This window comes from Antrihabitans spumae (genome assembly GCF_043944905.1).
Taxonomy (GTDB): domain Bacteria; phylum Actinomycetota; class Actinomycetes; order Mycobacteriales; family Mycobacteriaceae; genus Antrihabitans; species Antrihabitans spumae.
The window spans coordinates 26,137-48,427 of the sequence record NZ_JBIMSN010000029.1; the positions used below are offsets into that span (position 1 = coordinate 26,137).

At 63.5% G+C, this 22,291-nt stretch carries 20 protein-coding genes; 7 read left to right on the forward strand and 13 right to left on the reverse strand.

Going from position 1 to position 22,291, the window contains the following annotated elements; translation table 11 throughout:
• Positions 1–4: 4 nt before the first annotated feature.
• The 3 genes from cydB to ACHIRB_RS07720 form a co-directional block, all read right to left on the reverse strand.
• Positions 5–1,030: a cytochrome d ubiquinol oxidase subunit II gene (gene cydB / locus ACHIRB_RS07710; RefSeq protein ID WP_395112454.1), complete on the reverse strand. Its 1,026-nt coding sequence runs from the start codon at positions 1,028–1,030 to the stop codon at positions 5–7.
• A 35-nt stretch (positions 1,031–1,065) separates the two neighbouring features.
• The gene (locus tag ACHIRB_RS07715; protein ID WP_199705215.1) at positions 1,066–2,520 is read right to left on the reverse strand and encodes a cytochrome ubiquinol oxidase subunit I; all 1,455 of its coding nucleotides are present in this window, start codon (positions 2,518–2,520) and stop codon (positions 1,066–1,068) included.
• Positions 2,521–2,625: 105 nt separating this feature from the next.
• Complete coding sequence (locus ACHIRB_RS07720; protein WP_395124672.1) at positions 2,626–3,489, reverse strand: aminodeoxychorismate lyase; 864 nt, start codon at positions 3,487–3,489, stop codon at positions 2,626–2,628.
• A 123-nt stretch (positions 3,490–3,612) separates the two neighbouring features.
• On the opposite strand from ACHIRB_RS07720, the gene ACHIRB_RS07725 reads away from it, so the two are divergent.
• The 5 genes from ACHIRB_RS07725 to ACHIRB_RS07745 all read left to right on the forward strand — a co-directional run bounded on the left by ACHIRB_RS07725 (position 3,613) and on the right by ACHIRB_RS07745 (position 7,876).
• A complete protein-coding gene (locus tag ACHIRB_RS07725; protein WP_199705213.1) occupies positions 3,613–4,677 on the forward strand; it encodes an alpha/beta hydrolase in 1,065 nt (354 codons plus the stop codon).
• A gap of 89 nt (positions 4,678–4,766) precedes the next feature.
• Positions 4,767–5,894 carry a CAF17-like 4Fe-4S cluster assembly/insertion protein YgfZ gene (gene ygfZ, locus ACHIRB_RS07730; protein WP_395124671.1) on the forward strand — a complete coding sequence of 376 codons (1,128 nt, stop codon included), beginning with the start codon at positions 4,767–4,769 and terminating at the stop codon, positions 5,892–5,894.
• Positions 5,891–6,568, forward strand: a complete 678-nt coding sequence (locus ACHIRB_RS07735; protein ID WP_395124670.1) for an MOSC domain-containing protein — start codon at positions 5,891–5,893, stop codon at positions 6,566–6,568. Before ygfZ ends, ACHIRB_RS07735 begins: the two co-directional genes overlap by 4 nt.
• Positions 6,565–7,524: an asparaginase gene (locus tag ACHIRB_RS07740; protein ID WP_395124669.1), complete on the forward strand. Its 960-nt coding sequence runs from the start codon at positions 6,565–6,567 to the stop codon at positions 7,522–7,524. Before ACHIRB_RS07735 ends, ACHIRB_RS07740 begins: the two co-directional genes overlap by 4 nt.
• A gap of 142 nt (positions 7,525–7,666) precedes the next feature.
• Positions 7,667–7,876 carry a DUF3073 domain-containing protein gene (locus ACHIRB_RS07745; protein WP_199705207.1) on the forward strand — a complete coding sequence of 70 codons (210 nt, stop codon included), beginning with the start codon at positions 7,667–7,669 and terminating at the stop codon, positions 7,874–7,876.
• 113 nt (positions 7,877–7,989) lie between these two features.
• Here the strand turns inward: ACHIRB_RS07745 and purM are convergent, their stop codons facing one another.
• The gene (purM, locus tag ACHIRB_RS07750) at positions 7,990–9,087 is read right to left on the reverse strand and encodes a phosphoribosylformylglycinamidine cyclo-ligase (protein WP_395112442.1); all 1,098 of its coding nucleotides are present in this window, start codon (positions 9,085–9,087) and stop codon (positions 7,990–7,992) included.
• 154 nt (positions 9,088–9,241) lie between these two features.
• Positions 9,242–10,249, reverse strand: coding sequence for an oxygenase MpaB family protein (locus ACHIRB_RS07755; protein WP_395127657.1), 1,008 nt, complete (start codon positions 10,247–10,249; stop codon positions 9,242–9,244).
• 9 nt (positions 10,250–10,258) lie between these two features.
• Between ACHIRB_RS07755 and ACHIRB_RS07760 the strand changes: the two genes are divergently transcribed.
• The gene (locus tag ACHIRB_RS07760) at positions 10,259–10,909 is read left to right on the forward strand and encodes a TetR/AcrR family transcriptional regulator (RefSeq protein WP_395124667.1); all 651 of its coding nucleotides are present in this window, start codon (positions 10,259–10,261) and stop codon (positions 10,907–10,909) included.
• A gap of 4 nt (positions 10,910–10,913) precedes the next feature.
• On the opposite strand, the gene ACHIRB_RS07765 is transcribed toward ACHIRB_RS07760, so the two are convergent.
• From ACHIRB_RS07765 to purF, 5 genes are all read right to left on the reverse strand, one after another.
• On the reverse strand, positions 10,914–12,575 hold the full coding sequence (locus ACHIRB_RS07765) for an ABC transporter ATP-binding protein (protein ID WP_395124666.1): 1,662 nt from the start codon (positions 12,573–12,575) through the stop codon (positions 10,914–10,916).
• Positions 12,572–13,534: an ABC transporter permease gene (locus ACHIRB_RS07770; protein WP_395112434.1), complete on the reverse strand. Its 963-nt coding sequence runs from the start codon at positions 13,532–13,534 to the stop codon at positions 12,572–12,574. The genes ACHIRB_RS07765 and ACHIRB_RS07770 overlap by 4 nt, the downstream gene beginning before the upstream one ends.
• On the reverse strand, positions 13,534–14,634 hold the full coding sequence (locus ACHIRB_RS07775) for an ABC transporter permease (protein WP_395124684.1): 1,101 nt from the start codon (positions 14,632–14,634) through the stop codon (positions 13,534–13,536). Before ACHIRB_RS07775 ends, ACHIRB_RS07770 begins: the two co-directional genes overlap by 1 nt.
• Positions 14,635–14,646: 12 nt before the next feature.
• Positions 14,647–16,218 carry an ABC transporter substrate-binding protein gene (locus tag ACHIRB_RS07780; protein ID WP_395124665.1) on the reverse strand — a complete coding sequence of 524 codons (1,572 nt, stop codon included), beginning with the start codon at positions 16,216–16,218 and terminating at the stop codon, positions 14,647–14,649.
• A gap of 250 nt (positions 16,219–16,468) precedes the next feature.
• Positions 16,469–18,034: an amidophosphoribosyltransferase gene (gene purF / locus ACHIRB_RS07785; RefSeq protein ID WP_199705196.1), complete on the reverse strand. Its 1,566-nt coding sequence runs from the start codon at positions 18,032–18,034 to the stop codon at positions 16,469–16,471.
• Between the two features lie 195 nt (positions 18,035–18,229).
• On the opposite strand from purF, the gene ACHIRB_RS07790 reads away from it, so the two are divergent.
• On the forward strand, positions 18,230–19,555 hold the full coding sequence (locus ACHIRB_RS07790) for a YhgE/Pip domain-containing protein (RefSeq protein WP_395124664.1): 1,326 nt from the start codon (positions 18,230–18,232) through the stop codon (positions 19,553–19,555).
• Here the strand turns inward: ACHIRB_RS07790 and ACHIRB_RS07795 are convergent.
• The 3 genes from ACHIRB_RS07795 to ACHIRB_RS07805 are packed head-to-tail and all read right to left on the reverse strand — an operon-like array spanning position 19,552 to position 22,255.
• Positions 19,552–19,944, reverse strand: a complete 393-nt coding sequence (locus tag ACHIRB_RS07795) for a sterol carrier family protein (RefSeq protein WP_395112429.1) — start codon at positions 19,942–19,944, stop codon at positions 19,552–19,554. The two genes, ACHIRB_RS07790 and ACHIRB_RS07795, sit on opposite strands and share 4 nt — an antisense overlap.
• Complete coding sequence (locus ACHIRB_RS07800; protein ID WP_395124663.1) at positions 19,941–20,588, reverse strand: CPBP family intramembrane glutamic endopeptidase; 648 nt, start codon at positions 20,586–20,588, stop codon at positions 19,941–19,943. Before ACHIRB_RS07800 ends, ACHIRB_RS07795 begins: the two co-directional genes overlap by 4 nt.
• Positions 20,585–22,255: an alpha/beta hydrolase gene (locus ACHIRB_RS07805; protein ID WP_395124683.1), complete on the reverse strand. Its 1,671-nt coding sequence runs from the start codon at positions 22,253–22,255 to the stop codon at positions 20,585–20,587. The genes ACHIRB_RS07800 and ACHIRB_RS07805 overlap by 4 nt, the downstream gene beginning before the upstream one ends.
• Positions 22,256–22,291 lie beyond the last annotated feature (36 nt).

Genomic DNA, 22,291 nt, shown 5'->3' on the forward strand with positions numbered 1-22,291 from the left:
GCGGTCACTTCCCGCTACCCAACTTCAGACCGATCGACGGTGGAATCTGCTCGGTCGAGATCCGTTGCCGGAAGACCCAATACGTCCAGCCCTGGTACAGCAGCACGACCGGCGCGGAAAAGGCTGCGGCCCAACTCATCACCTTCAGCGTGTACGGACTGGACGAGGCGTTGTAGATCGTCAATCCGTACTCGGCTGCGGTGGTGGACGGCATCACGTTCGGAAAGAGCGAAGCGAACAGCAACCCGATGAAGCCAAGTATCACAATGGCATTGAACGTGAAGGCCCAGCCTTCACGATTTGCCCTGATTGTCGCGATCACGCCGAGCAACGCTGCGAGCACGGCCGCTACCAACGCCCACGTCCAGGTCTTGCCGTACGCGGTCTGGGTCCAGATCACGAAGACACCGATCACCGCCAGAGTTGGAAGAGTCAGTCGCTGTGCGACTTTCATGGCATCGGCATGAACTTCGCCGCTGGTCTTGAGCGCAATGAAAACGGCACCGTGCAGCGCGAACGCAAGTGCGAACGTCATACCGCCGAGCAATGCGTACGGACCGAACATATCGAAAAGGCTCGACGTCATCTGCTTGTCGGCGTCGATAGCTACGCCGCGAACCAGGTTCGCGAAGGCGACGCCCCACACGATCGCAGGCACCCACGACCCGATCATGATGCCTAGATCGCATCGCCGACGCCAGGTCGGGTCGTCGATCTTGCCGCGCCATTCGATGGCGCACACCCGCAGGATCAGCGCGACAAGGATGAGCAGCAGCGGCAGATAGAAGCCGGCGAACATCGTTGCGTACCACTCGGGGAAGGCCGCGAACAGGGCGCCACCAGCGGTGATCAGCCACACCTCGTTGCCGTCCCACACCGGTCCGATGGTGTTGAGCAGCACCCGTCGCCGGGTGTCGGTTCGACCGAGCACCGGGAACAGCATGCCGACCCCGAAGTCGAATCCCTCCAGCACGAAATAGCCGAGAAACAGTACGGCGATGACGACGAACCACGCCTCTTGTATTCCCATCACGGCTCCTTTGCAGTGCTGTGGACCAGCAGTTTCTAGTACGCGAACGAAAGTTGTTTCGGCCCATCGGGATCGGCCGGTTCGGGTGCGCCAGGGTGTTTGTCGTGCTCGGACGGACCTGCGGCGACGTAACGTTTGATCAACGTGAACCAGACGACAGCGAGTCCCGCGTAGATCACCGTGAACGTCACGAGCGACGCGATCACCGTCGCGGACGAATGCCCCGACACCCCTTGGGAAACGGTCAACCGGATCTGGTCGACCCCTGTGGGATTGGGCGCAACAACCCACGGTTGGCGGCCCATCTCGGTGAACACCCAGCCTGCGCTGTTGGCGAGGAACGGGGTCGGTATCGCGGCGAGGCTGAGCCAACCGAACCAGCGCTGATGGGGGACGCGCCCGCCGCGGGTGACCCACAGGCCGGCGAGTGCAAGCAGGAACGAACCTGCCGACAGGCCGATCATCATTCGGAAAGACCAATAGGTGACAAAGAGATTCGGCCGGTAGTCGCCAGGACCGTATTTCTCGGAGTACTCCTGCTGCAGCTCGTTGACGCCCTTGAGATCGACGCCCGAGAACTTGCCCTCTGCGAGCCACGACAGGACACCGGGTACTTCGATCAAGTGCGTCACGCTGTCGCAGTTGTTGTGCGTTCCCACCGTGAGAACCGAGAAATTCGGATCGGTCTCGCTGTGGCACAAAGATTCTGCCGACGCCATCTTCATCGGCTGCTGTTCGAACATCAGCTTGCCCTGCACGTCACCGGTGTAGATGAGTGCGCCACCCGCGACGACGATGACGCCCATCGCAAGGCGAGCGACCGGGCGGAACATCGTCGCACCCTCGCCGTCGGGGTGCTTGAGGCCGCGGACCATCCACCACCCGGCAACGCCTGCGACGAAGGTGCCTGCCGTGAGAAACGCACCGGCGACCGCGTGCGGAAAGGCCGCCAGCGCAGTGTTGTTGGTGAGCAATTCCCAAATGCTGGTCAGTTCCGCCCGACCGGTTTCCGGGTTGTACCGCGCACCGACGGGGTGCTGCATAAAGGAGTTGGCCGCGATGATGAAGTACGCGGAGGCGTTGACTCCGATTGCGACGAGCCAAATCGTTGCCAGGTGAACAAGTTTCGGGAGTCGGTGCCAGCCGAAGATCCACAGACCGAGAAACGTGGACTCGAGGAAGAAGGCGACCAGACCTTCGAGAGCGAGCGGAGCGCCGAAGACGTCACCGACGAATCGGGAGTATTCGCTCCAGTTCATGCCGAACTGAAACTCCTGCACGATGCCCGTTGCGACGCCGAGAGCGAAGTTGATGAGGAACAGCTTGCCGAAGAACTTGGTCAGTCGGTACCAGTGATCCTTGCCGGTCACGACCCAGGCCGTCTGCATCACCGCGATCAGCGGGGCGAGACCGATCGTGAGCGGGACGAAGATGAAGTGATAGACGGTTGTGATGCCGAACTGCCACCGGGAGATGTCCAAGGCGTCCATGCCTGCTCCTGCCGTCGTCTACTACACACAACGTACTACAGGCAGTAGCAGGCAGGAACCCTTTTCGACGAGAAGCGGACGTGATCCTTACCGCACAGATCAGGCCTACTTCGATGCCCCAATCGACTCGACAGCCACGTCGACCAGTGAGACGATCTCGTCCGCCCGCGCAGACCGTCGCATCACCAACCCGTCGAGGGTGTGCACGCGTGCGGCGAGGGTCACGCTCGACAGCAACCACACCCCGTCCGAGGTGATGAGGTCGGCAGGGAACAGCGGTGCGTACTTACACGCGAAGCCCGCGTCCCCGGCCACCTCGAACAGCGCGCGTTGGGTAGTGCCAGGAAGAATTCCCTGCGTTGCGGGCGGCGTGATCAACGTCCTGCCTCGCTCGATCACGACGGTCGACCGCGGACCTTCCAGAACGCGACCCTCACTGCTCACGAAGATCACGTCGTCGGCCTCGTAGCGAGCCGCGAACCGCAGTGCGGCCATGTTCGTCGCGTAGGACAGCGTCTTGGCACCCAACAGCTGCCACGGCGCTGTCTGACCGAGCTCGGTCGAATGGCCACGCGCGAGCGTCATCACCGAAATGCCGTCGGCGCGAGCCCGCTGCACCCGCTCGGCAAGCGGTCCAACGGTGACGAACGCGGTCGGGTCGCCCCCGGATTCGCGACCTCGGCTGTAGACGAGTCGCATCGCGCCCTCCGCCTCGGTCCCCCACTGCTTCGCCGCAAGCTCCGCGGCGTTTCGCCACTTCACGACGTCGGGCTCGGGCAGATCGAGCGCCTCGGCCGACCGCTGCAGGCGCGAAAGGTGCAACTCGATCGTGCACGGTCGGCCTGCGCGCACGAGGAGTGTCTCGAAGACCCCGTCGCCGCGCACAGCGGCAAGGTCGTCGGCGCACAGCAGCGGAGCGTCGGGGTCTCGGACAACACCGTCCAGAGTCACTAGTACTCGATCAGCCATAAGCCCAAGGGTAGAGGCGTGGTGCCGCGACCCGCTCGCGCGTTATTGACCGTACGATGCCAAGCGGAGAAGGTCGGGTCGTGTTTACTATCCGGCAAACCAAAGGTTAGGTGGACTCAGCAGATGTATGGACCGATCCGACTATCGTCGATAGCCGCAAAGCTCGTGGTCGGCGGCGCAGCGTTGGCGCTGCTCCCGCTGGCGGGCATCGGCACAGCAGCGGCCGATCCGGTAGCCGACGGCACTCTCCTCGCCAAGGTCACCTCAGCGAATGGCTCCTACGTCGAGAAGGTCGAGTCCAAAGGACCGCAAGACCTGATCATCTACGTGCATTCCGGGTCTATGAACAGGACCTTCCCTGTCGAGGTCCAGCGACCACACGACACCAGCGTGCCGCGGCCGACCCTGTACCTGCTCAACGGCCTCGACGCCGGCGTCGGCGACGCGTCGTGGCAGGCTCGGACGGACGCCTTCGATTTCCTGTCCGACAAGAACATCAATGTCGTCTCGCCGATCGGTGGCATCGCGAGCTACTACGCGGACTGGCGTAATCCTGACCCGGCTCTCGGCGTCAACAAGTGGAAGACCTTCCTCACAGCAGAACTGCCCCCGATCATCGACGCGGCGCTCGGCACGAACGGCAAGAACTCGATTGCCGGCCTTTCGATGTCGGGAACGTCCGTACTTTCGCTTGCCCAGTCCGAGCCGACGTTGTACGAGAGCGTCGCCGCCTACAGCGGGTGCGCACAGATCGCCGACCCCCTCGGCCAGCAGTTCTTGAAACTCACCGTCGAACGCGGTGGCGGCAACTACGAAAACATGTACGGCCCACCCAACGACCCGATGTGGGCCGCGAACGACCCTCTTATCAACGCCGAGAAGTTGCGAGGCATCGATCTCTACATCTCGAACGGAAACGGTCTGCCAGGCGCGCACGAGACGCTGACCGATCCACATCTTTTGGTGCAGAACGGAAATGCGCCCGCATCGCTGGCCAATCAGGTCATCGTCGGCGGCGTCATCGAGGCGGTTGTCAACTACTGCAGCCACAACCTGGAGAACAAGCTGAACCAGCTCGGTATCCCGGCAACGTACAGCTTCCCCCCGAGCGGAACGCACTCGTGGGGGTATTGGGAGGACGAGCTGAAGAAGTCGTGGCCGGTGCTGTCAGGCCGGCTCGGAATTTAGGCGGCTCCGCCGCTCGTGAGTCTTTTCGGCGGTCCCGCCCTCCGAAAGGACTCACGAGCGGTAGGCCTGCGCACCTCTACAATGGAGAGGTGGTGGAATCGTTGTTAGTCCCCCCGAGTGTTCTGCTCGTGGCACCAGGCGCCGTCCCAGGCGCACCGGAAACACCCGACGCCGCAGTCGCCTGGCATTACGGAGATCCTTTCGCCGAGCAGCGGGCGGCTGCACAAGCTGTTGCTGTGCTCGACCGATCGCATCGCTTCGTGCTCACGATCACCGGCGCCGAGCGGCTGACGTGGCTGCATACGATCTCGAGCCAGCACGTTGCCGCCCTGCCGGATCGCAGAACGGCCGAAAATCTCAGCCTCGACCTCAACGGTCGTGTCGAGCAGCACTTCGTCATGACCGACCTCGACGGCACCCTGTGGATCGACACCGAAGCCGAGACCGGACCCGCGTTGCTGGCCTTCCTGCAGAAGATGGTGTTCTGGGCGAAAGCCGAACCGTCCGGAGCTCCTGATTTCGCCGTTCTGAGCCTCATCGGACCCGATGCCGCAAGCCCGGCGATCACCGCTGCGCTCGGCATCGACGCGTTGCCTGGCATCTACGAAGCCACTGCGCTGCCGGGCGGTGGCTTCATCCGCGCGATGCCGTGGCCGACCCCCCATTCCTACGACCTGATCGTCCCGCGTGGCGACCTTGCGCAGTGGTGGAGCCGATTGACAGGAGCGGGTGCTGCGCCTGCGGGTATGTGGGCGTTCGAAGCTCTTCGCGTCGCAGCATTGCGACCACGCCTCGGCATCGACACCGACGACCGCACGATCCCGCACGAGGTCCGCTGGATCGGCGGCGTGGACGCCGGCGGCGCTGTGCACCTCGACAAAGGCTGCTACCGAGGTCAGGAAACCGTTGCCAGGGTGCACAATCTCGGCAAGCCGCCACGGCACCTGGTGCTGTTGCACCTCGACGGTTCGGCAGATGGTCGCCCTGCGCCCGGTGACGCGGTGACCGCAGGCGGACGCAGCGTCGGACGAACCGGCACGGTCATCGACCACTTCGAACTCGGCCCGATCGCGCTGGCACTGATCAAGCGTTCCGTGCCGGTCGAGACCCAACTCGACGCGGGTCCGTGTGCAGCGTCGATCGATCCCGACTCCGTTCCGGCTCATGACGAGGTCCAAGCGGGACGCGCTGCGATCGATCGGCTCCGCGGACGGTGACTGCGCGGGTCAGAAGCGAAGGAAACGTCGGAAACGTCTTGGCCGTCTGCGTCGTATTCGCCGACATCCCGCAGCCTCGTGCGATTCCGATCACCGCCATCGACAAGCGGCCCGTAGCCGGCCCCGTGCGGATCGAACCGCTCGGACCCGAAGGCGACCACGTTTGCGACACGAAACATCACGGTGGGCTCGATCAGGCTGTCTACGTGTACGGCGAGGACGAGGTGCAGCGCTGGTCCGACGAACTCGGCAAACCGGTACCTCCCGGCTGGTTCGGCGAAAATCTGCGGGTCAGCGGAATCTCCGTCACCGACGCTGTGATCGGTGAGCGGTGGCGGATCGGGAACGTCCTGCTAGAGGCGACGGCACCGCGGATACCGTGCGTGACCTTTCAGATCTGGACCGGGGAGAAGCACTGGGTGCGGCGGTTTGCCGAACGCGCGGACGTCGGCGCCTACTTTCGTGTGCTCGAACCGGGCACGATCTCGGCGGGCGACAGCATCGAAATCGTCGACATCCCGACACACGGGGTCACCGTCCGCGATCTGTTCGTGGCGACCGACGCGGACCGCCTCGCGCGCCTGCTCGACGAACCGTCGTTGTCCGATGGGTCTCGCTACCTGGTCGATGCGGCACTGCGCCGGATGGACAGGCGGAAGGACCGATCCAGATGAGCGTCGAACTTGTGGAAGTCGTCCGATCCGGCTTCAGGGAATGCGTCCACCGGGGATCGTTCGTCGTGCTGCGGCCCGACGGCGAGATCGACATCGAGGTCGGTAGGGTCCACACGCCGATCTTCCCGCGATCCTGCAACAAGCCGATGCAGGCCGTTGCGATGCTGCGTAACGGGTTCGTCCCGAGCAGCACCGCCGAGCTCGCCATCGCGTTTGCGTCGCACACAGGGGAGCAAACCCACCTTGCCCTCGTCCGCGGCCTGCTCGCCAGGCACGGACTGCGTGAGGACCACTTGCAGTGCCCTGCAGACCTGCCGACCAACGAAATCGCGCGTGCCGCTGTCCTGACCAACGGCGCCCGCTCCAAGCGGATCTACATGAACTGCTCGGGCAAGCACGCCGCAATGCTGGCGACCTGCGTAGCGAACGACTGGCCGACCGACAGTTATCTGCAACCGGGGCATCCCCTGCAGCAGGCGGTTGTCGACACGATCGCCGAGCTGACCGGTGAACCCGAGACCGAGCTGGGAATCGACGGGTGTGGGCTGCCGATCGTGCCTGTGTCGTTGGTCAATCTCGCGAGAGCTTTCGCGGCGCTCGTCACAGCTGCGCCCGAAAGCAACGAACGAGCCGTAGCCGACGCGATCCGCGCGCATCCCGCTGTTGCGAGCGGGACCGACGAGGACGACCTGACGTTGATGTCGGCGGTGGCCGGACTGTTCTGCAAGGCGGGTGCCGATGGTGTTCATGCAGGTGCACTGCCCGACGGGACCGCGTTTGCACTGAAATTGGACGACGGTGGCGAGCGTGCGCGGGTACCGATGACCGCAGCGATCCTTGGCAGAATCGGCGTCGACGGCGGTGACGTGCTCACCGACCTCGCAGCCCGGCCGGTACTCGGTGGCGGGGCCAGGGTCGGCACGATCAGGGCAATTCCTGGCGTGTTGGACCTGTGACACGCGGGCGATCCAGCCGACCCGAGCAGTCGTGGAAGCGCGACTGCGATTTGCACGCTAGAGTGTGTCTCAGGAAAATACACACTCAAACGGGGCCGCCAAATTCCCCAGGCCGCCCCGCAAAGGCGCGAGGGGGTTAGCCATGGGCCGCGGCCGGGCTAAGGCAAAGCAGACCAAGGTTGCACGTGAGCTCAAGTACAGCTCACCATCCACCGACTTCGACAGCTTGCAGCGAGAGCTCTCTGGAGGAGGTTCACCCATCTCGCACCGGAATACTGTCAGGCCGCCAGACGAGCCCGACACACGTTCCCGTTGGGACGACGACGACGCGTACGAAGAGTGGCGTCGCTGACCTTCGAATGAATGAGGGGGAAGCCGACTACGGTCGGCTTCCCCCTCATTTCATCTCTGGACTCTCTCGAGCACATCCACCGTGATCGAACTCTCGATCTGCGGCGAATCTTCTCAGAACCTCGGGTGGTCTCCGACGAGCAGAGCGCGGTCGCCACCGTCAGCCTTTTCCGGTGTCTTGGTGTTCGCCTTCTTGACCGCTCCCAGCGTCCAGCACTTGATGTGTCGTGCCGTCAGAATTGCCAGGGCCCGGTCGACATCCTCCGGTGCCACGACGGCAACCATGCCGACGCCCATGTTGAACGTGCGTTCCATCTCTGCGCGCTCGACGCGACCACGCTGCGCGATCATCTTGAACACGGGTGCGGGATTCCAGGTGCCGCGGTCGAGCTCGGCGACCAGACCCTTCGGCATGACCCTGGCGAGGTTGGCGGCCAGGCCGCCGCCGGTCACGTGCGAGAACGTCCGAACGTCGGTTTCCGCGATCAACGCGAGGCAGTCCTTGGCGTAGATCTTCGTCGGCTCGAGCAGTTCCTCACCGAGCGTGCGACCGAATTCTTCGACGTGGGCGCTCAGCGACATCCTGTCGATCTCGAGCAGCACCTTGCGGGCAAGGCTGTAGCCGTTGGAATGCAGTCCCGACGATCCCATGGCGATCACGACGTCGCCGGGACGAACGCGGTCGGGCCCGAGTACCTGGTCGGCCTCGACAACGCCGACGCCCGTTGCGGACAGGTCGTAATCGCCGTCTGCCATCAGGCCTGGATGTTCGGCCGTTTCGCCACCGAGCAACGCACAGCCTGCCCGCACACAGCCCTCAGCGATGCCTCCGACGAGTTCCGCGACCCTTTCGGGCACAACCCTGCCGACAGCGATGTAGTCCTGCAGAAACAGCGGCTCGGCGCCGCAGACGACGAGGTCGTCGACCACCATGGCAACGAGGTCGAGGCCGACGGTGTCGTGTTTGTCCATCGCCTGCGCGACCGCGATCTTGGTACCGACACCGTCGGTCGATGCAGCGAGCAAAGGTTCGCGGTAACCACTCTTGAGTGCGAACAGTCCGGCGAAGCCGCCGAGACCACCCTGCACCTCCGGACGACTTGCCTTCTTGGCGAGCGGAGCGAACAGTTCGACAGCCCGATCGCCCGCCTCGATGTCCACACCCGCGGCTGCGTAGGAAGCGCCTGTGCGGCGGTGGGTCTGGTCGTTCATGGGGTCGGCGCTCCAACTGTGGTTCGCGTGCAGATGCGGCCTCACGCTACCGGAGTCGGGTTTCGGGACAGTAATTGCAGTGACCTGTACGAGACCTGGACGGAACCGTGACGACGCCCGCAACGACGGTCCCAACGCACTTCCAACGCCCTCGTCAGGCCGTTTCTTGTGCTCTTCTCGTCGTGTCGACACCGGGCATACTCGGCCGTCCGCTCCGGATCAGTTCACGTTCACCGCGGGCAAGGGTCGCGTAGCTGGGGGCGCTCGGTCCACGCAGAGCAATGCGCAACGGACCCGCGGGGGCGAGTCGCGGTCGAAAGTGCACTGCGCGCATCGTGCGGACCGCGATTCGGAATGCCAGTTCGTCGGCCGAAGACCAGCGCAGACCGTAGATCTCGCGAATCCGCGACGGCAGACTCCCCTGCACGATCAGGGCAAGCACCGGTGCGCCGTGCCGCAACGTACCCGGCAACGGGTACTTCTGCTTCTCCGCACCTGCGAGATGTGCGCCGACCAGGCGTGCTTCGGCGGTGAGGAACAGTTGGTCCGAGGCGAGGTAGGTGTCGAACGAAGCCCGAAACTCACGGTAGGTAGCCGGCGCGGCGGATCTCGGCATGCCGAACAGTTCCGCCCAGCGCACGAAGTCCTGCCACAGGCCCTCGCGCTCACCGTCGGTCAGCTTGCGGACCAGCAGATCGTGCATCGCCTCGGCGGAATCGAAGGTGAACGCCATCGTCATGTACATCAGATGGGGATCGCGAGCGCTGTAGCGCGTGCCCGCCGGATGGTTGGGCCCTGCTGCTTCGGAGAGACCGCCGACCACACGTTCGTGCTTCTTGCGGGTGAATTGCAAAGCCCTGTCGGCCTCGGCCTTCGTCCCGAGAAACACGGCCTCGAACAGTCGACCCGTCAGCGCCAACCGGTTGTACGGCGTCTCGCGGTGACTCGTGTTCTCGGCCGTTCCGACGTAGAGCAGCGGGTTGGTCGCACCGACCACCAGAGCACGCTCGCCGTAGGTCAAACCAACGGCTCGTTTGCTCATGACCCGAACGGCCATCGAGTCGGCGGGGAAGTAACCCTGCTTACCAGGCATCATTGCCTCCTGTTCGATTCTGGCAAGGGCATCCCCCAGAATTGCAAATCTGGCAAGAGAATGTGCCACAATTGCGTCGTGTCGACCACGAAGCGTGCCTACGGTGGGGTTTCTGCTGCCGATCGCCGCGCGCAACGACGCGACGCCCTGCTCGGCGCAGCGCTCGAGATCGTCGGCACACGCGGTTTCGCGAAACTCACGGTCAGCGGACTGTGCGCCGAAGCCGGCCTCAACGAGCGCTACTACTACGAAAGCTTCGGCGACTTGGAGGCCGTGCTCACCACGCTCTTCGATCGGATCGTCGGCGAACTCGGCCGCGTGATCCTGGAGGCGGTCGCCTCGGCGCCCGACAACGCCGACGCCAAATCGAAGGCGGCAATCGGTGCGGCCGTCGACATGTTGATCGACGACCCTTGCACTGTGCGCATTCTGTTCACCGAGGCGCTGATCCATCCCACACTCGCTGCACGCCGCTCGGAAACGATGCATACCCTCGCGAGCCTCGTCGTCGCAGCGGGCCAGCAGTACTACGGTCCTGCGACCGCCCTACGGGTAGGCGATCGCGCACACTTTGCGGCCATGCACCTCGTCGGTGGGCTGCACGAGACCATCACGGGCTGGATCGACGGCACGCTTCCGATCAGCCGCGACGAACTCGTCGACCGCTCGACCGAACTGTTCGTGCTCGTCGGCGGGTACCTCGCAGGCGAGACCTACCCAGCGCGGTAGGCACTCACGTGATCGCGCCGAACAGCGCGGCGTTCTGCGCACGCCGTGCCCGCTGCACGACGGGATCCGGAACCGGTACTGCCGCAACGAGTCTGCGCGTGTATTCCTGCGTCGGGCTGCGCAAGATCTCCGAGCGCGTACCCAATTCGACGAGCGCCCCGTTGCGCAGGACCGCCACTCGGTCGGCAAGCAGGTCGACCACCGCGAGGTCGTGACTGATGAACAGACACGCGAACTTGTTCTCCTGCTGCAACTGCTCGAACAGCTCGAGCACTTTCGCCTGGACGGACACATCGAGGGCGCTCGTCGGTTCGTCGGCGACGAGCAGGTCGGGATTGAGTGCCAAAGCCCTTGCGAGACTGGCACGTTGACGCTGACCGCCCGACAGCTCGTGGGGATACCTAGCCGCCGTCGCCCGCGGCAACTGCACGTCGTCGAGCAGTCGATCGACCTCGTCGCGCAGGGCTTGCCCTTTCGCGACCTTGTGCACGATCAGCGGCTCCGCAACACACTCACCGACGGTGAGACGCGGATTCATCGACGTCGCGGGGTCCTGAAAGACGAATCCGAAGCGACGCCGAATCGGCCGCAGTTCACGCTCGCGCATCGCGGTGATGTCCTGGCCGAGCACCTTGATAGTTCCGCTCGTCGGCCGTGCAAGCGCGGCGACGCATCGACCGATCGTCGACTTACCCGAACCCGACTCCCCTACCAAACCGACGGTCTCGCCACGCGCGATGCTCAGGCTCACATCGTCGACCGCCTTGAATGCGGGACGACCGATCGCTCCCGGAAACTCGACCGTGAGATGCGAGATCTCCAGCACCGCTTCGGCTTCCGACTCTGCCACCGCCGGACCTTTGTGCAACTCGTCGCCGGTGCCGAGGTGCGGCACAGCTGCAAGAAGCGCCCGCGTGTAGTCCTGTGCCGGGCTGGCGAACAGCTGATCCACCGGTGCCTGCTCGACGACGCGACCGTCCTTCATGACGACGACCCGGTCGGCAAGATCGGCGACCACGCCCATGTTGTGCGTGATCAACACGATTGCGCTGCCGATTCGATCGCGCAGGTCCCGAAGGAGTTCGAGGATCTCGGCCTGCACCGTCACGTCGAGTGCGGTCGTCGGTTCGTCCGCGATGATGACTTTGGGTTCGCACGCGATCGCGATCGCAATGACGACCCGCTGTTTCTGACCACCGGACAGCTCGTGTGGGTAGAAGTCGACCCGCTGCTCCGGATCGGGCAACCCGACCAACCGCAACAACTCGACGGCCTTTACCTTCGCAGCCTTGCGCCCCATATCTGTGTGCGCACGCAACGCTTCGCCGATCTGGAACCCGACGGTGAACAACGGATCGAGCGCGCTGCCGGGCTCTTGGAAGACCATCGAGATGGCACCGCCACGAACGGCGGTGAGCTCACGTTCCGACATCGACGTGATCTCGTTGCTCCCCAGCCGAACAAGTCCTCGCACTCGTGCGGTCGGCGGCAAGAGTCCCATCGCGGACCGAGAGCTCACCGATTTGCCGGATCCCGACTCGCCGACAATCGCAAGCACTTCTCCGGGAAACACCTCGAACGAAACATCGGAGACAGCATCGACCGGGCCGGAATCGGTTGCGAATACGACGGATAGCGACTCGATCGTCAGTGCTGCATCGGTCATTGGACTGCCCGCCGAGTTCGTAGTATCGGGTTGAACACTTCGTTGAGGCTCTCCCCGACCAGCGTCATTCCGAGCACGACCAGCACGATCGCAACACCGGGAAAGACTCCGGTCCACCAGATTCCGTTGGACACGTCTGCCAGCGCCTTGTTGAGGTCGTAACCCCACTCTGCCGCCGACGTCGGCTCGATTCCGAAGCCGAGGAAGCCGAGGCCGGCGAGCGTCAGGATCGCTTCTGCGCCGTTGAGGGTGATGATGACTGGCAGCGACGCCGTGACGTTGGCGAGGATGTGCTTGAACATGATCCGAATCGTCGACGCACCGGTGACGCGCGCCGCGTCGACGTACGGTTCCTGTTTCACCGCGACGGTGGCATTGCGGACCACCCGAAAGTACTGCGGCACAAAGACGGCGGTGATCGCAACGGCGGCCGACAGAACGCCGCCGAACGCGCTCGAATTGCCGCCGGCCACCACGATAGAGACGACGATCGCGAGCAACAGCGACGGAAACGCGTACATCGCGTCCATGAACAGGACAAGCACCCGATCGATCCACCGACCGATGTAACCCGAGAGCAATCCGAGTGGGACACCGATGATCAGAGACAAGACGAGCGACAACGCTATGACGAGCAAAGCCGTTCTCGCACCGAAGATCACGCGGGACAACACATCTTCGCCGCGGACCGAGGTGCCGAACCAGTGCTCCGCCGACGGTGCCTGCTGCCGAGCGAAATCGACTCCGTCAGCCGAGCTCTGAGCGAACCCGTACGGTGCGATCAGTGGGGCGAAGACGGCTGCGATCACGAACGCGGCGATGAGGATCAGCCCGAAGATCAACGTGATCCGTTGCAGCCCATGGGTCGAGCGCAGGAGTGCGACACCGGGTACGCCTCGCCGTTCGACCCGAGGGGGCGGCGGTAGATCGGGCTCTTTGGCGAGCGCTGCGGCGGTCATCAGAACCTCACCCTCGGGTCGATTATCGACACGACAACGTCGACGACGAAGCTCATCACCGCGACGAGCAGGGCGACGAAAGCGACAATCCCCTGCACCGCAATGAAATCGCGGGCCTTCAGATACTCGGCGAGTTGATAACCGAGGCCTTTCCATTCGAACGTCGTCTCGGTCAGTACCGAGCCACCGAGATGCACGGCGATATACATCCCCATCACCGTCACCACCGGAATCAACGCATTTTTGAAGGCGTGGCGACCGGTGACGACACGAGCCGAAAGTCCGCGCGCACGAGCAGCTTCCACACTTCCGCTACGCAGTGTCTGCAGCAGGTTGATCCGGACGAGTCGCAGGAACACACCTGCCGTCAGCATCCCGAGCGCGAAGGACGGCAGTATCGCGTGTTTCAGCACGTCGCCGATGTAACCGATGTCGCCGTAGAGAAATGCGTCGATGATCATGATGTTGGTCTTCGGCGACACATTCTGCAGCGCGAGTTCGACATTGGTGCTCGCCCGACCAGATCCGGGCAACCAGCCGAGCTTCACCGAAAACAGCAACTTGAGCAGCAGACCGACGAAGAACACCGGCGCTGCGTAGGCAAGTATCGCGAAGAGTCTGAGCACGACATCGGCGGGCTGGTCCCGATGTGTCGCGGCGTAGCGACCCAACGGGATACCGATGGCGAAGGCGATCAGCAGAGACCAGAACACCAACTCGAGCGTCGCGGCACCGTAGACGGTGATCACTTCGCTGATTTCGCGATTGTCGGCGGACCGGCCGAAATCACCACGCATCAATCCCGACAGATACTCCCAATACTGCGTCAGGATAGGGCGATTGAGGCCTGCGGCTCCCTTGCGCTCGTTGATCTGTTCGGCCGTCATGCGTCCACCCATGGCCGCGGTGATCGGATCGCCGACCACCCGCATCAGGAAGAACACGACGGTGACGAGGATCCACGCCGTCGGAACGATCAGTGCGAGTCGGACCAGGAGGTAGCGGGCGAGCGCGGCTCGTCGTGAGCGCGCGCCCGCCCTTCCTTTACGGCTACCTGGTGGTGGACTGTCCGAAACCTGTACTGGCGCAGGCTCCACCATCTCGCTCATCTGTCAGTTCTTGCTCAGGACGGTGTAGCGGAACTTGAACGACGCGTCGAGCGTCTCGTCGACACCGGCGATGTTCTTACCGGACACCGCGAACTGCTTGCCTGCGAGCAACGGCAGCATCGAAATGTAGTTGCGGGCAAGCTCGTCCTGGACCTGACGCAGAATCTCTTCACGCTTGGCCTTGTCGGGTTCCGTTGTCTCCTTGACCAACAGATCGGTGATCACCGGATTCTCGAAGTGGTTCTGCAGGAAGTTGTTCGGCGCGAAGAAGGGGGTGAGGTAGTTGTCGGCGTCGACGAAGTCGGGGAACCAGCCCAACTGATAGAGCGGGTATGCGTCCTGCACCCGTTCCTTCTGGTAGGTGACCCATTCGGTCGACTGTAGATTCACCGTGAACAACCCGGTGGCGTCGAGTTGCGACTTGATCGCGGCATATTCCTCGGAGCTGCTGCCGCCGTAGTGGTCCGGGTTGTATTGCAGATTCAGCACGACGGGCGTCGCAACTCCCGCGTCCGCGAGGAATTTCGCGGCAGCTTCCTTGTTCGGCTTTTCGCCGTAGATCTCTTTGTAGGACGGCTTTGCGCCTGGAAGTCCTTCGACCACAGACGAATACGCGGGCAGATAGTTTCCCTTGTAGACGTCGTTGGAGAGTGCGTCACGGTCGACCGACGACGCGATCGCCTTGCGCACAGCCAGCTTCTGCTCCGGCGTATCACCCGGCATCGTATTCATGTTGAACACGATGTAGCGCAGTTCGCCGCCGATGCCCTCGTGGACGACGACGTTGTCCATACCTGCAAGCGACTCGAGATCCGTTGGGCTGTAGGAACGGAAGCCCACATCGATGTCGTTGTTCTGTGTGTCGATCTTGAGGCTGTCGGTCGTCGCGAAGTATCTGACGGTGATCGCATCGGTCTTCGGCTTGCCGAGAATGCCGTTGTAGTCCGGGATCGCCTTGTACTCGACGAGCTGATTCTTCTGGTAGCTCTCGATCGAATAGGGTCCGGCGAACGGCTTCTTCTCCACGATCTCGGCATCGTCGAGGATTTTGTCCGCGGGGAACACCTTCTCGTCGACGATCGGACCAGCATTGGTCGCGAGCACGAGCGGGAACGTTTGGTCGTTTGCGGCCTTGAGCGTGAATGCGACCGTGAGATCGTCTACCACATCGGTCTTTTCGAGCTGGCCGAGCAACGACGCCGGACCGTTCGGATCGTTGATCTTGGTGATTCGGTCGTAGGAGAACTTCACGCTCGTCGCTGTGAGCGGATTGCCGTTCGCGAACTTCAGTCCCGGCTTGAGCTTGCATGTGTAGACGGTCGGCTGCGAGAAGCCGCAACTTTCTGCGGCGTCCGGAGCGAGCGTCGGATTGCCGGGTGCGAAGTTCATCAGGAACGGATAGACCTGATTCATGGGCGTGAACGAACCGTTGTCGTAAGCGCCCGCAGGATCGAGTGTGACGATCTTGTCCGTCGTGCCGACGACGATCGCATCACCCGTGTCGGCCGCGCCGGAACCCTCGTCCGTGCGGCCGGAGCCACACCCAGCGGCGACCAACGCGACGACGCCGAGCATTCCTACCGTGGATATCGTGCCGTGGCGTCGCCGCCTGCCGCCATGCTCGGCAGTACGTGTTCTGCCCGTACCGATCAGAGGTGATTTAGCCTGTCCCGACCCAGCCATGCGGTGCCCCGATCCCCGAGCCCGCTCAGTCGCAGAGGTACCGGCGTCGACTCGCTCGATTGCGGTTGAATTTCAACTCTGCGCAATCTACCGATGAACCGTTTCCTGCGCAGCGCAAACGAAAAAGGAAATAAAACGGGAACTAAGGCCTGCTGAGCGCACTCACGTTGTCGTCGGCGGGTGCAACTTTACGAGGCGTCGACGCCGTCAGCACACCCTCGAGCAGATTCTTACCGATCGCTTCCTCGTGCGGCAGCGCGATGGGGTATTTACCGTCGAAACAGGCCGCGCACAACCGAGATCGCGGCTGTTCCGTCGCGGCGATCATGCCGTCGATAGAGATGTAGCCGAGCGTGTCGGCGCCGATCGAACGACGGACACCTTCGAGCATTTCGTCGATCGTGTCGGCGCCGTTGGCAATCAGTTCGGCAGGCGACGCGAAGTCGATGCCGTAGAAGCACGGCCACTTGACGGGCGGCGACGCGATCCGCACGTGGATCTCCAACGCTCCGGCCTCACGCAGCATGCGGATGAGGGCGCGTTGGGTGTTCCCGCGGACGATCGAATCGTCGACGACGATCAGCCGCTTACCGCGGATGACTTCCTTCAACGGATTGAGCTTGAGTCGAATGCCGAGCTGACGAATCGTCTGCGACGGCTGAATGAAGGTGCGCCCGACATAGGCGTTCTTCATCAGGCCCTGGCCGTACGGGATGCCGGACCCTTGCGCGTAGCCGACCGCGGCGGGGGTACCCGATTCCGGGACGGGAATGACGAGGTCGCCCTCGGCGGGGTGCTCCTTGGCGAGTCGACGGCCGATCTCGACTCGAGCGGCGTGTACGGACCGACCCGAGATAACGCTGTCGGGACGAGCCAGATAGACGTATTCGAAGACGCAGCCCTTGGGCTCGGGATTGGCGAACCGGGAAGACCGGACACCGTCTGCATCGATCGCAAGCAGTTCGCCGGGCTCGATCTCGCGAACGAACGACGCACCGACGATGTCGAGCGCGGCGGTTTCGCTGGCGACAACCCAACCGCGGTCGAGCCTGCCGAGGCAGAGCGGACGAACGCCGTGCGGATCGCGAGCCGCGTACAGGGTGTTCTCGTCCATAAACGTCAAACAGAAGGCGCCGCGGACCGTGGGGAGCAGCTCCATCGCTGCCTGCTCGATCGTGCGATCGGCGGCGGCGTGTGCGAGGAGTGCGCCGATCACGTCGGAATCCGACGTCGCGGCCATCGCTCTACGCGAATTGATCAAACCTGCTGAGCGCGCGCGGTCGGCAAGTTCACCGGTGTTGACCAGGTTGCCGTTGTGCCCGAGCGCCAAGCCGGTCCCGACCGCGGTCGTCCGGAAAACCGGCTGCGCGTTTTCCCAGCTCGTGGACCCGGTGGTCGAGTAGCGGCAGTGGCCGATGGCGACGTGGCCAGGCATGGCGGCGAGGGTCTGCTCGTCGAAAACCTGGCTGACCAACCCCAGATCTTTGAACACGAGGACCTGCGACCCGTCGGCGACTGCGATGCCAGCCGCTTCCTGGCCACGGTGCTGTAGCGCATAAAGACCGTAATAGGTGAGCTTGGCAACATCTTCCCCGGGAGCCCAGACGCCGAAAACTCCACATTCTTCGCGGGGTTCGTTCTCGTCCTGGTCCGGAAGATCGTTCGCTTGGTGAAGTGGACTGTCGACCGATGTATCGGCTGTAGTCACCGGGGCGCTCCCTTTGCGGCTGGGTGAGGGGTGCTTGCCTAGTCTACGGGTGATCCGCGCCACTGCGAGCCAACCAATCGCGATGAACCCGGTGTACCTGGGCGTTCGTCCCGCGAATGTCGGGCAAATCACGCTCTGGAGAACACCCTGTGGAACGTCGGGCCGCCATCTACGTCGAATGCTAGCGTCACGCCCGTGACTAGCGACGACTCGAGCGTTAAGGCCGCAACAATTGCTTCGATCCGCAACCCACGAGTGTGGCTGGCACCGGTCGTCGTCGTCGGACTGGTGATGTCGCTGCTCGCGGTGCTCTATCTGGACAGCATTCTCGACCCGCAGAAGAACCTGCACGACTTCCCGATCGCCGTCGTCAACCAGGACGAAGGCGAGAACGTCGTCGCACCCGACGGGACGACTCAGCGTCAGACGTTCGGTGACCAGATCGTGCAGGGACTTGTCGACGGGATCCCGAAGGACAAGGTCGACCTGCGTCAGGTCGGTATCGCCGAAGAGCAGACGCTGCTGCGCAAGGGCGAAATCTACGGCTCGATCGTCATTCCGAGCGACTTCAGCAAGCGGCTGCTCATCCTCGCGCAGGCAAGCGTCGTCGACGGCGACGTCGAGAAGCCCGTCATCACGGTCAAGACGAATCCACGAGCTGGCACGTTCGCGATCAGTATTGCCACAACGATCTACGACCAGGCAATGGAACAGGTCAATACGACGGTCGGCAAGCAGTTGACCGAGCAGGTCATCGCGCAATTGAACGCGGGCCCGACACCGACCCCCATCTCCGGGGCGAGTCGATTGGTGCTCGCCGAACCGATCCAGATCGAGACAGCGCAATACAACCCACTGCCCGCGGGTTCGGGCAACGGACTTGCCGCGTTCTACTACGCACTGCTGCTCCTGCTCGCAGGGTTCACCGGAGCGATGATCGTCAGTTCCCTCGTCGACGCTCAGCTCGGTTTCGCACCTGCCGAATTCGGCCCCTGGTACATCTACAACCCGTCGGTCCACGTGTCGCGGTTCCACACGCTGGTCGTGAAGTGGGTGATCATGATCGTCGTCGGAATAGTTGTGTCCGGGCTCTATCTGGGCATCTCGACGTTCCTCGACATGCCTGTGACCAGACCCGCGACGCTGTTCGCCTACGGCGCCTTCGCCATTGCGGCAGTTGGCATTACAGCGACCTCGATCATGGCGGCGTTCGGTACCGCCGGCCTCGTCATCAACCTGATTCTGTTCATCATTCTGGGTGTGCCTTCGTCGGGCGGTACCGTCCCGCTGGAAGGTCAGCCGCCGTTCTTCGCCTGGCTCGCCAATTTCGAACCGCTGCACCAGGTGTTCATCGGCGTGCGCGCCATCCTCTACTACGACGCCAGATACGACTCCGGTCTATTGCACGCGTTCTGGATGACGGTCTTCGGCCTCATCACCGGCCTCGTCGTCGGCACCGTCGCAACGCGCGTCTACGACCGAAAAGGCTTCCACCGCAAGGCAGACGACGTAACGGCCTAGGGCTGAGGCGGCCGTGGTAGCGGCACGAGCGGTAGCCACTGACCGACCTCGGCCGCACGCCCACCCGACGCGGTGAGCGCGCCCGAATCGAGCGCGGTACCGAAGTCCAGCAGGCCTGCGACGAGGAGCAGCCAGGTCCGCGAGTCTGTCTCGACGACGTTCGGTGGGGTGCCACGGGTGTGCCGTGGACCGGTAATGCATTGCACCGCAACAAAAGGCGGAATCCGCACCTCGACCGACGACCCAGGTGCATCCTTGGCAAGCGCTCGTGCCGACACTCGAACCGCCGTCGCGAGGTCAGCGCGCGGGGGCTTGGGCAGAGTCTCGTCGTGCAGCCAGGCGGCGACGGCCAGCAGGCTGGTGCGCAGGTCGGGTGTCGCCGGCTTCATCTCGCGTCCGAACCGAGGCGCGTCGTGAAGGCACCGACGACGTTGATCGCAAGATGTACCAACGCGGGTGCGGCAAGGCTGCCACCACGGCGACGCAGAAGCCCGAAACCGTAACCCGCAACGGCGGTAGCTACGACCGTCGCCGCGACATTGTCACCTGCCGCACGTGCTGGGTGAATATGCCACAGCCCGAAGATGAGCGCTGCGACCGCGCTGCCGATTTCGACTCCGAATACGTTCTCCGACAGCGGATCCAACGTTCCGCGGAAGATCGTTTCCTCCGCGTACACGGTGCCGACCGGGATGTGCAGCCCGATCCATTCTGCGAATTCGAGCGGAGTCCGGCGTTCGCCGGCATGCCCTGCGACCGCCTCCCGCAACGTTGGGACCGAAGCGATCACGCCGTACCCAGCGACGGGAACGGCAGCGACCGCGACACCGAGTGCGGTCCCCTCGCGTGAGGTCCATGGCACTGGGGCGAGGTCTGGGTTGGTTGCGTGGATCGCTCGATCGAAGGCAGTGGCAAACACCGCATTTGCAGCCGTCCGTCCGCGACTTCCCAGTCCGAGACGTGGCAGCACCAGGTTGCTCCACGTCAACGCAGTTGCCACTGCGACAAGCGCCTCCGCCCGATCGCGGCTCACTTCACGTCCTGCTCTCGGTCGGCGAGCATGACCAGGATTGCCCGGATCTGCTCCATGCGTTGTGCCGACCAATCCGGCGGCGTCGCGACGGCAGCCCACGCATCGAGGACCAGCGTTCCGTAGTTGTGACCGTGCCCGTCGGAGACACCTTGCGCATTCGTGAGGTCAGCGGCGACCTGCCAGAACGTGACGAACGGACGCCATGTCATGTCGGGTGAGACGTCCGAACCACGGTCCTCACTGAGCCAGTCCGGTCGTTCGAAGAGCAGGTCGGGCGACCACCACACGATCGGGTCCGACGCGTGCTGCAGGTACGCAACGCGAGGGGCGAGCCAGGGACCCGCGGGGTGCGAGAGGTCGCCGGCATCGCCCGCGAACCGCACGACCAAACCGTCGGCATACACAGGCTCGGCTTCCGGAGAACCCGGATCACGCCGCGAAACGAATTGCTCCCAAATGCGATTCGAGTTCGGCGGGCCGACCCAAAGCGCACCGTCTACCTTGGTCCGCAAATCGGCGATACCGTCGAACGCCGCTTCCGAACCCTGCGATCCGAGGCTCTCGCCGTAGACGTACAGCTTCGGTCGTTGCCCCTCCGGCCGGGCAGCCCAGTGTTCGTGCACCTTGTCGAACAACAGCTTGCCCGCGTCGGCAACCTTGGTTCGGTCGGCGAGAAACGACAGCACACTCGGCAAATACGAGTACTGCGTCGCCACGATCGCCGAGTTGCCGCCGTACATCAATTCGATCGCCGAAGCCGAGTTGGTGTTCACCCACCCCGTTCCGGTGGTGGTCACGACCACGAGCACAGCCCGATCGAACGCGCCTGTTCGTTCCAACTCCGCGACGGCCAACTCGGCTTGCGCTTCGGGGTTCTGCGCCGACTCCAATCCGGCGTAAACCCGAATCGGTTCTTGCGCAACGCGACCGGTCAACAATCCGAGCTGTGCGGCGTCGAGTCCCTGCGAGACGAACCATCGCCCCTCCGAACCGAGCGTCTCCCATTTCGCCAGAGAGGCCGGGCTACCCGACCGTTCGGGAAGATCCGGCTGCACCGCGGCAGGTGAGGTCAGGTCGTTGCGGACGCTGAAGGCCGAGTTGGCCACTGCGAACAACGCGGTGGACAGGACACCGTTGACCAATGTGACCGTGAGAAAGACCATGATGACGAACCCGGCCGTCGGGGCGAGCGCCCGCGGGATCCGAACCCAACGGTTCAGCGCTTTCGCTGTCCAGCGGACCATTTCGCGCACTGTGCGAAACGCCGCGACGACGGCGGCGGCCACCGCGAAACTCAGCGCACCGGTCCGCAGATAGGCCGGTGTGGTTGTGCCTTCCATACCCATAAGTGCGGTGAGTTCACGCTGCCAATGCGCCGCCTGAATCAGCATGTAGGCAGAACCGGCCACAACTGTGACGACGACCGCTAGCCGGACAGAGTTCGAAACCCATTGCGGCGGATCGGATATCCGTAGTTTCGGCAACACGAGGCTACGGAAGAGCCATTGCAGAACACAGCCGAAGCCGTAGCCCATCGCGGCGTTGATTCCGCTGATCAGACCTTGAAACATCCAGTCGCGCGGTAGCAAAGACGGGGTGACCGACCACGCGAAGAACAACCCAGCCACCACAAGACCGACGAAGTTCAGGTCGATGACGCGCCACATCCGTTTGGCGGTGCGGGTCAGGTCGAATCGCCACGA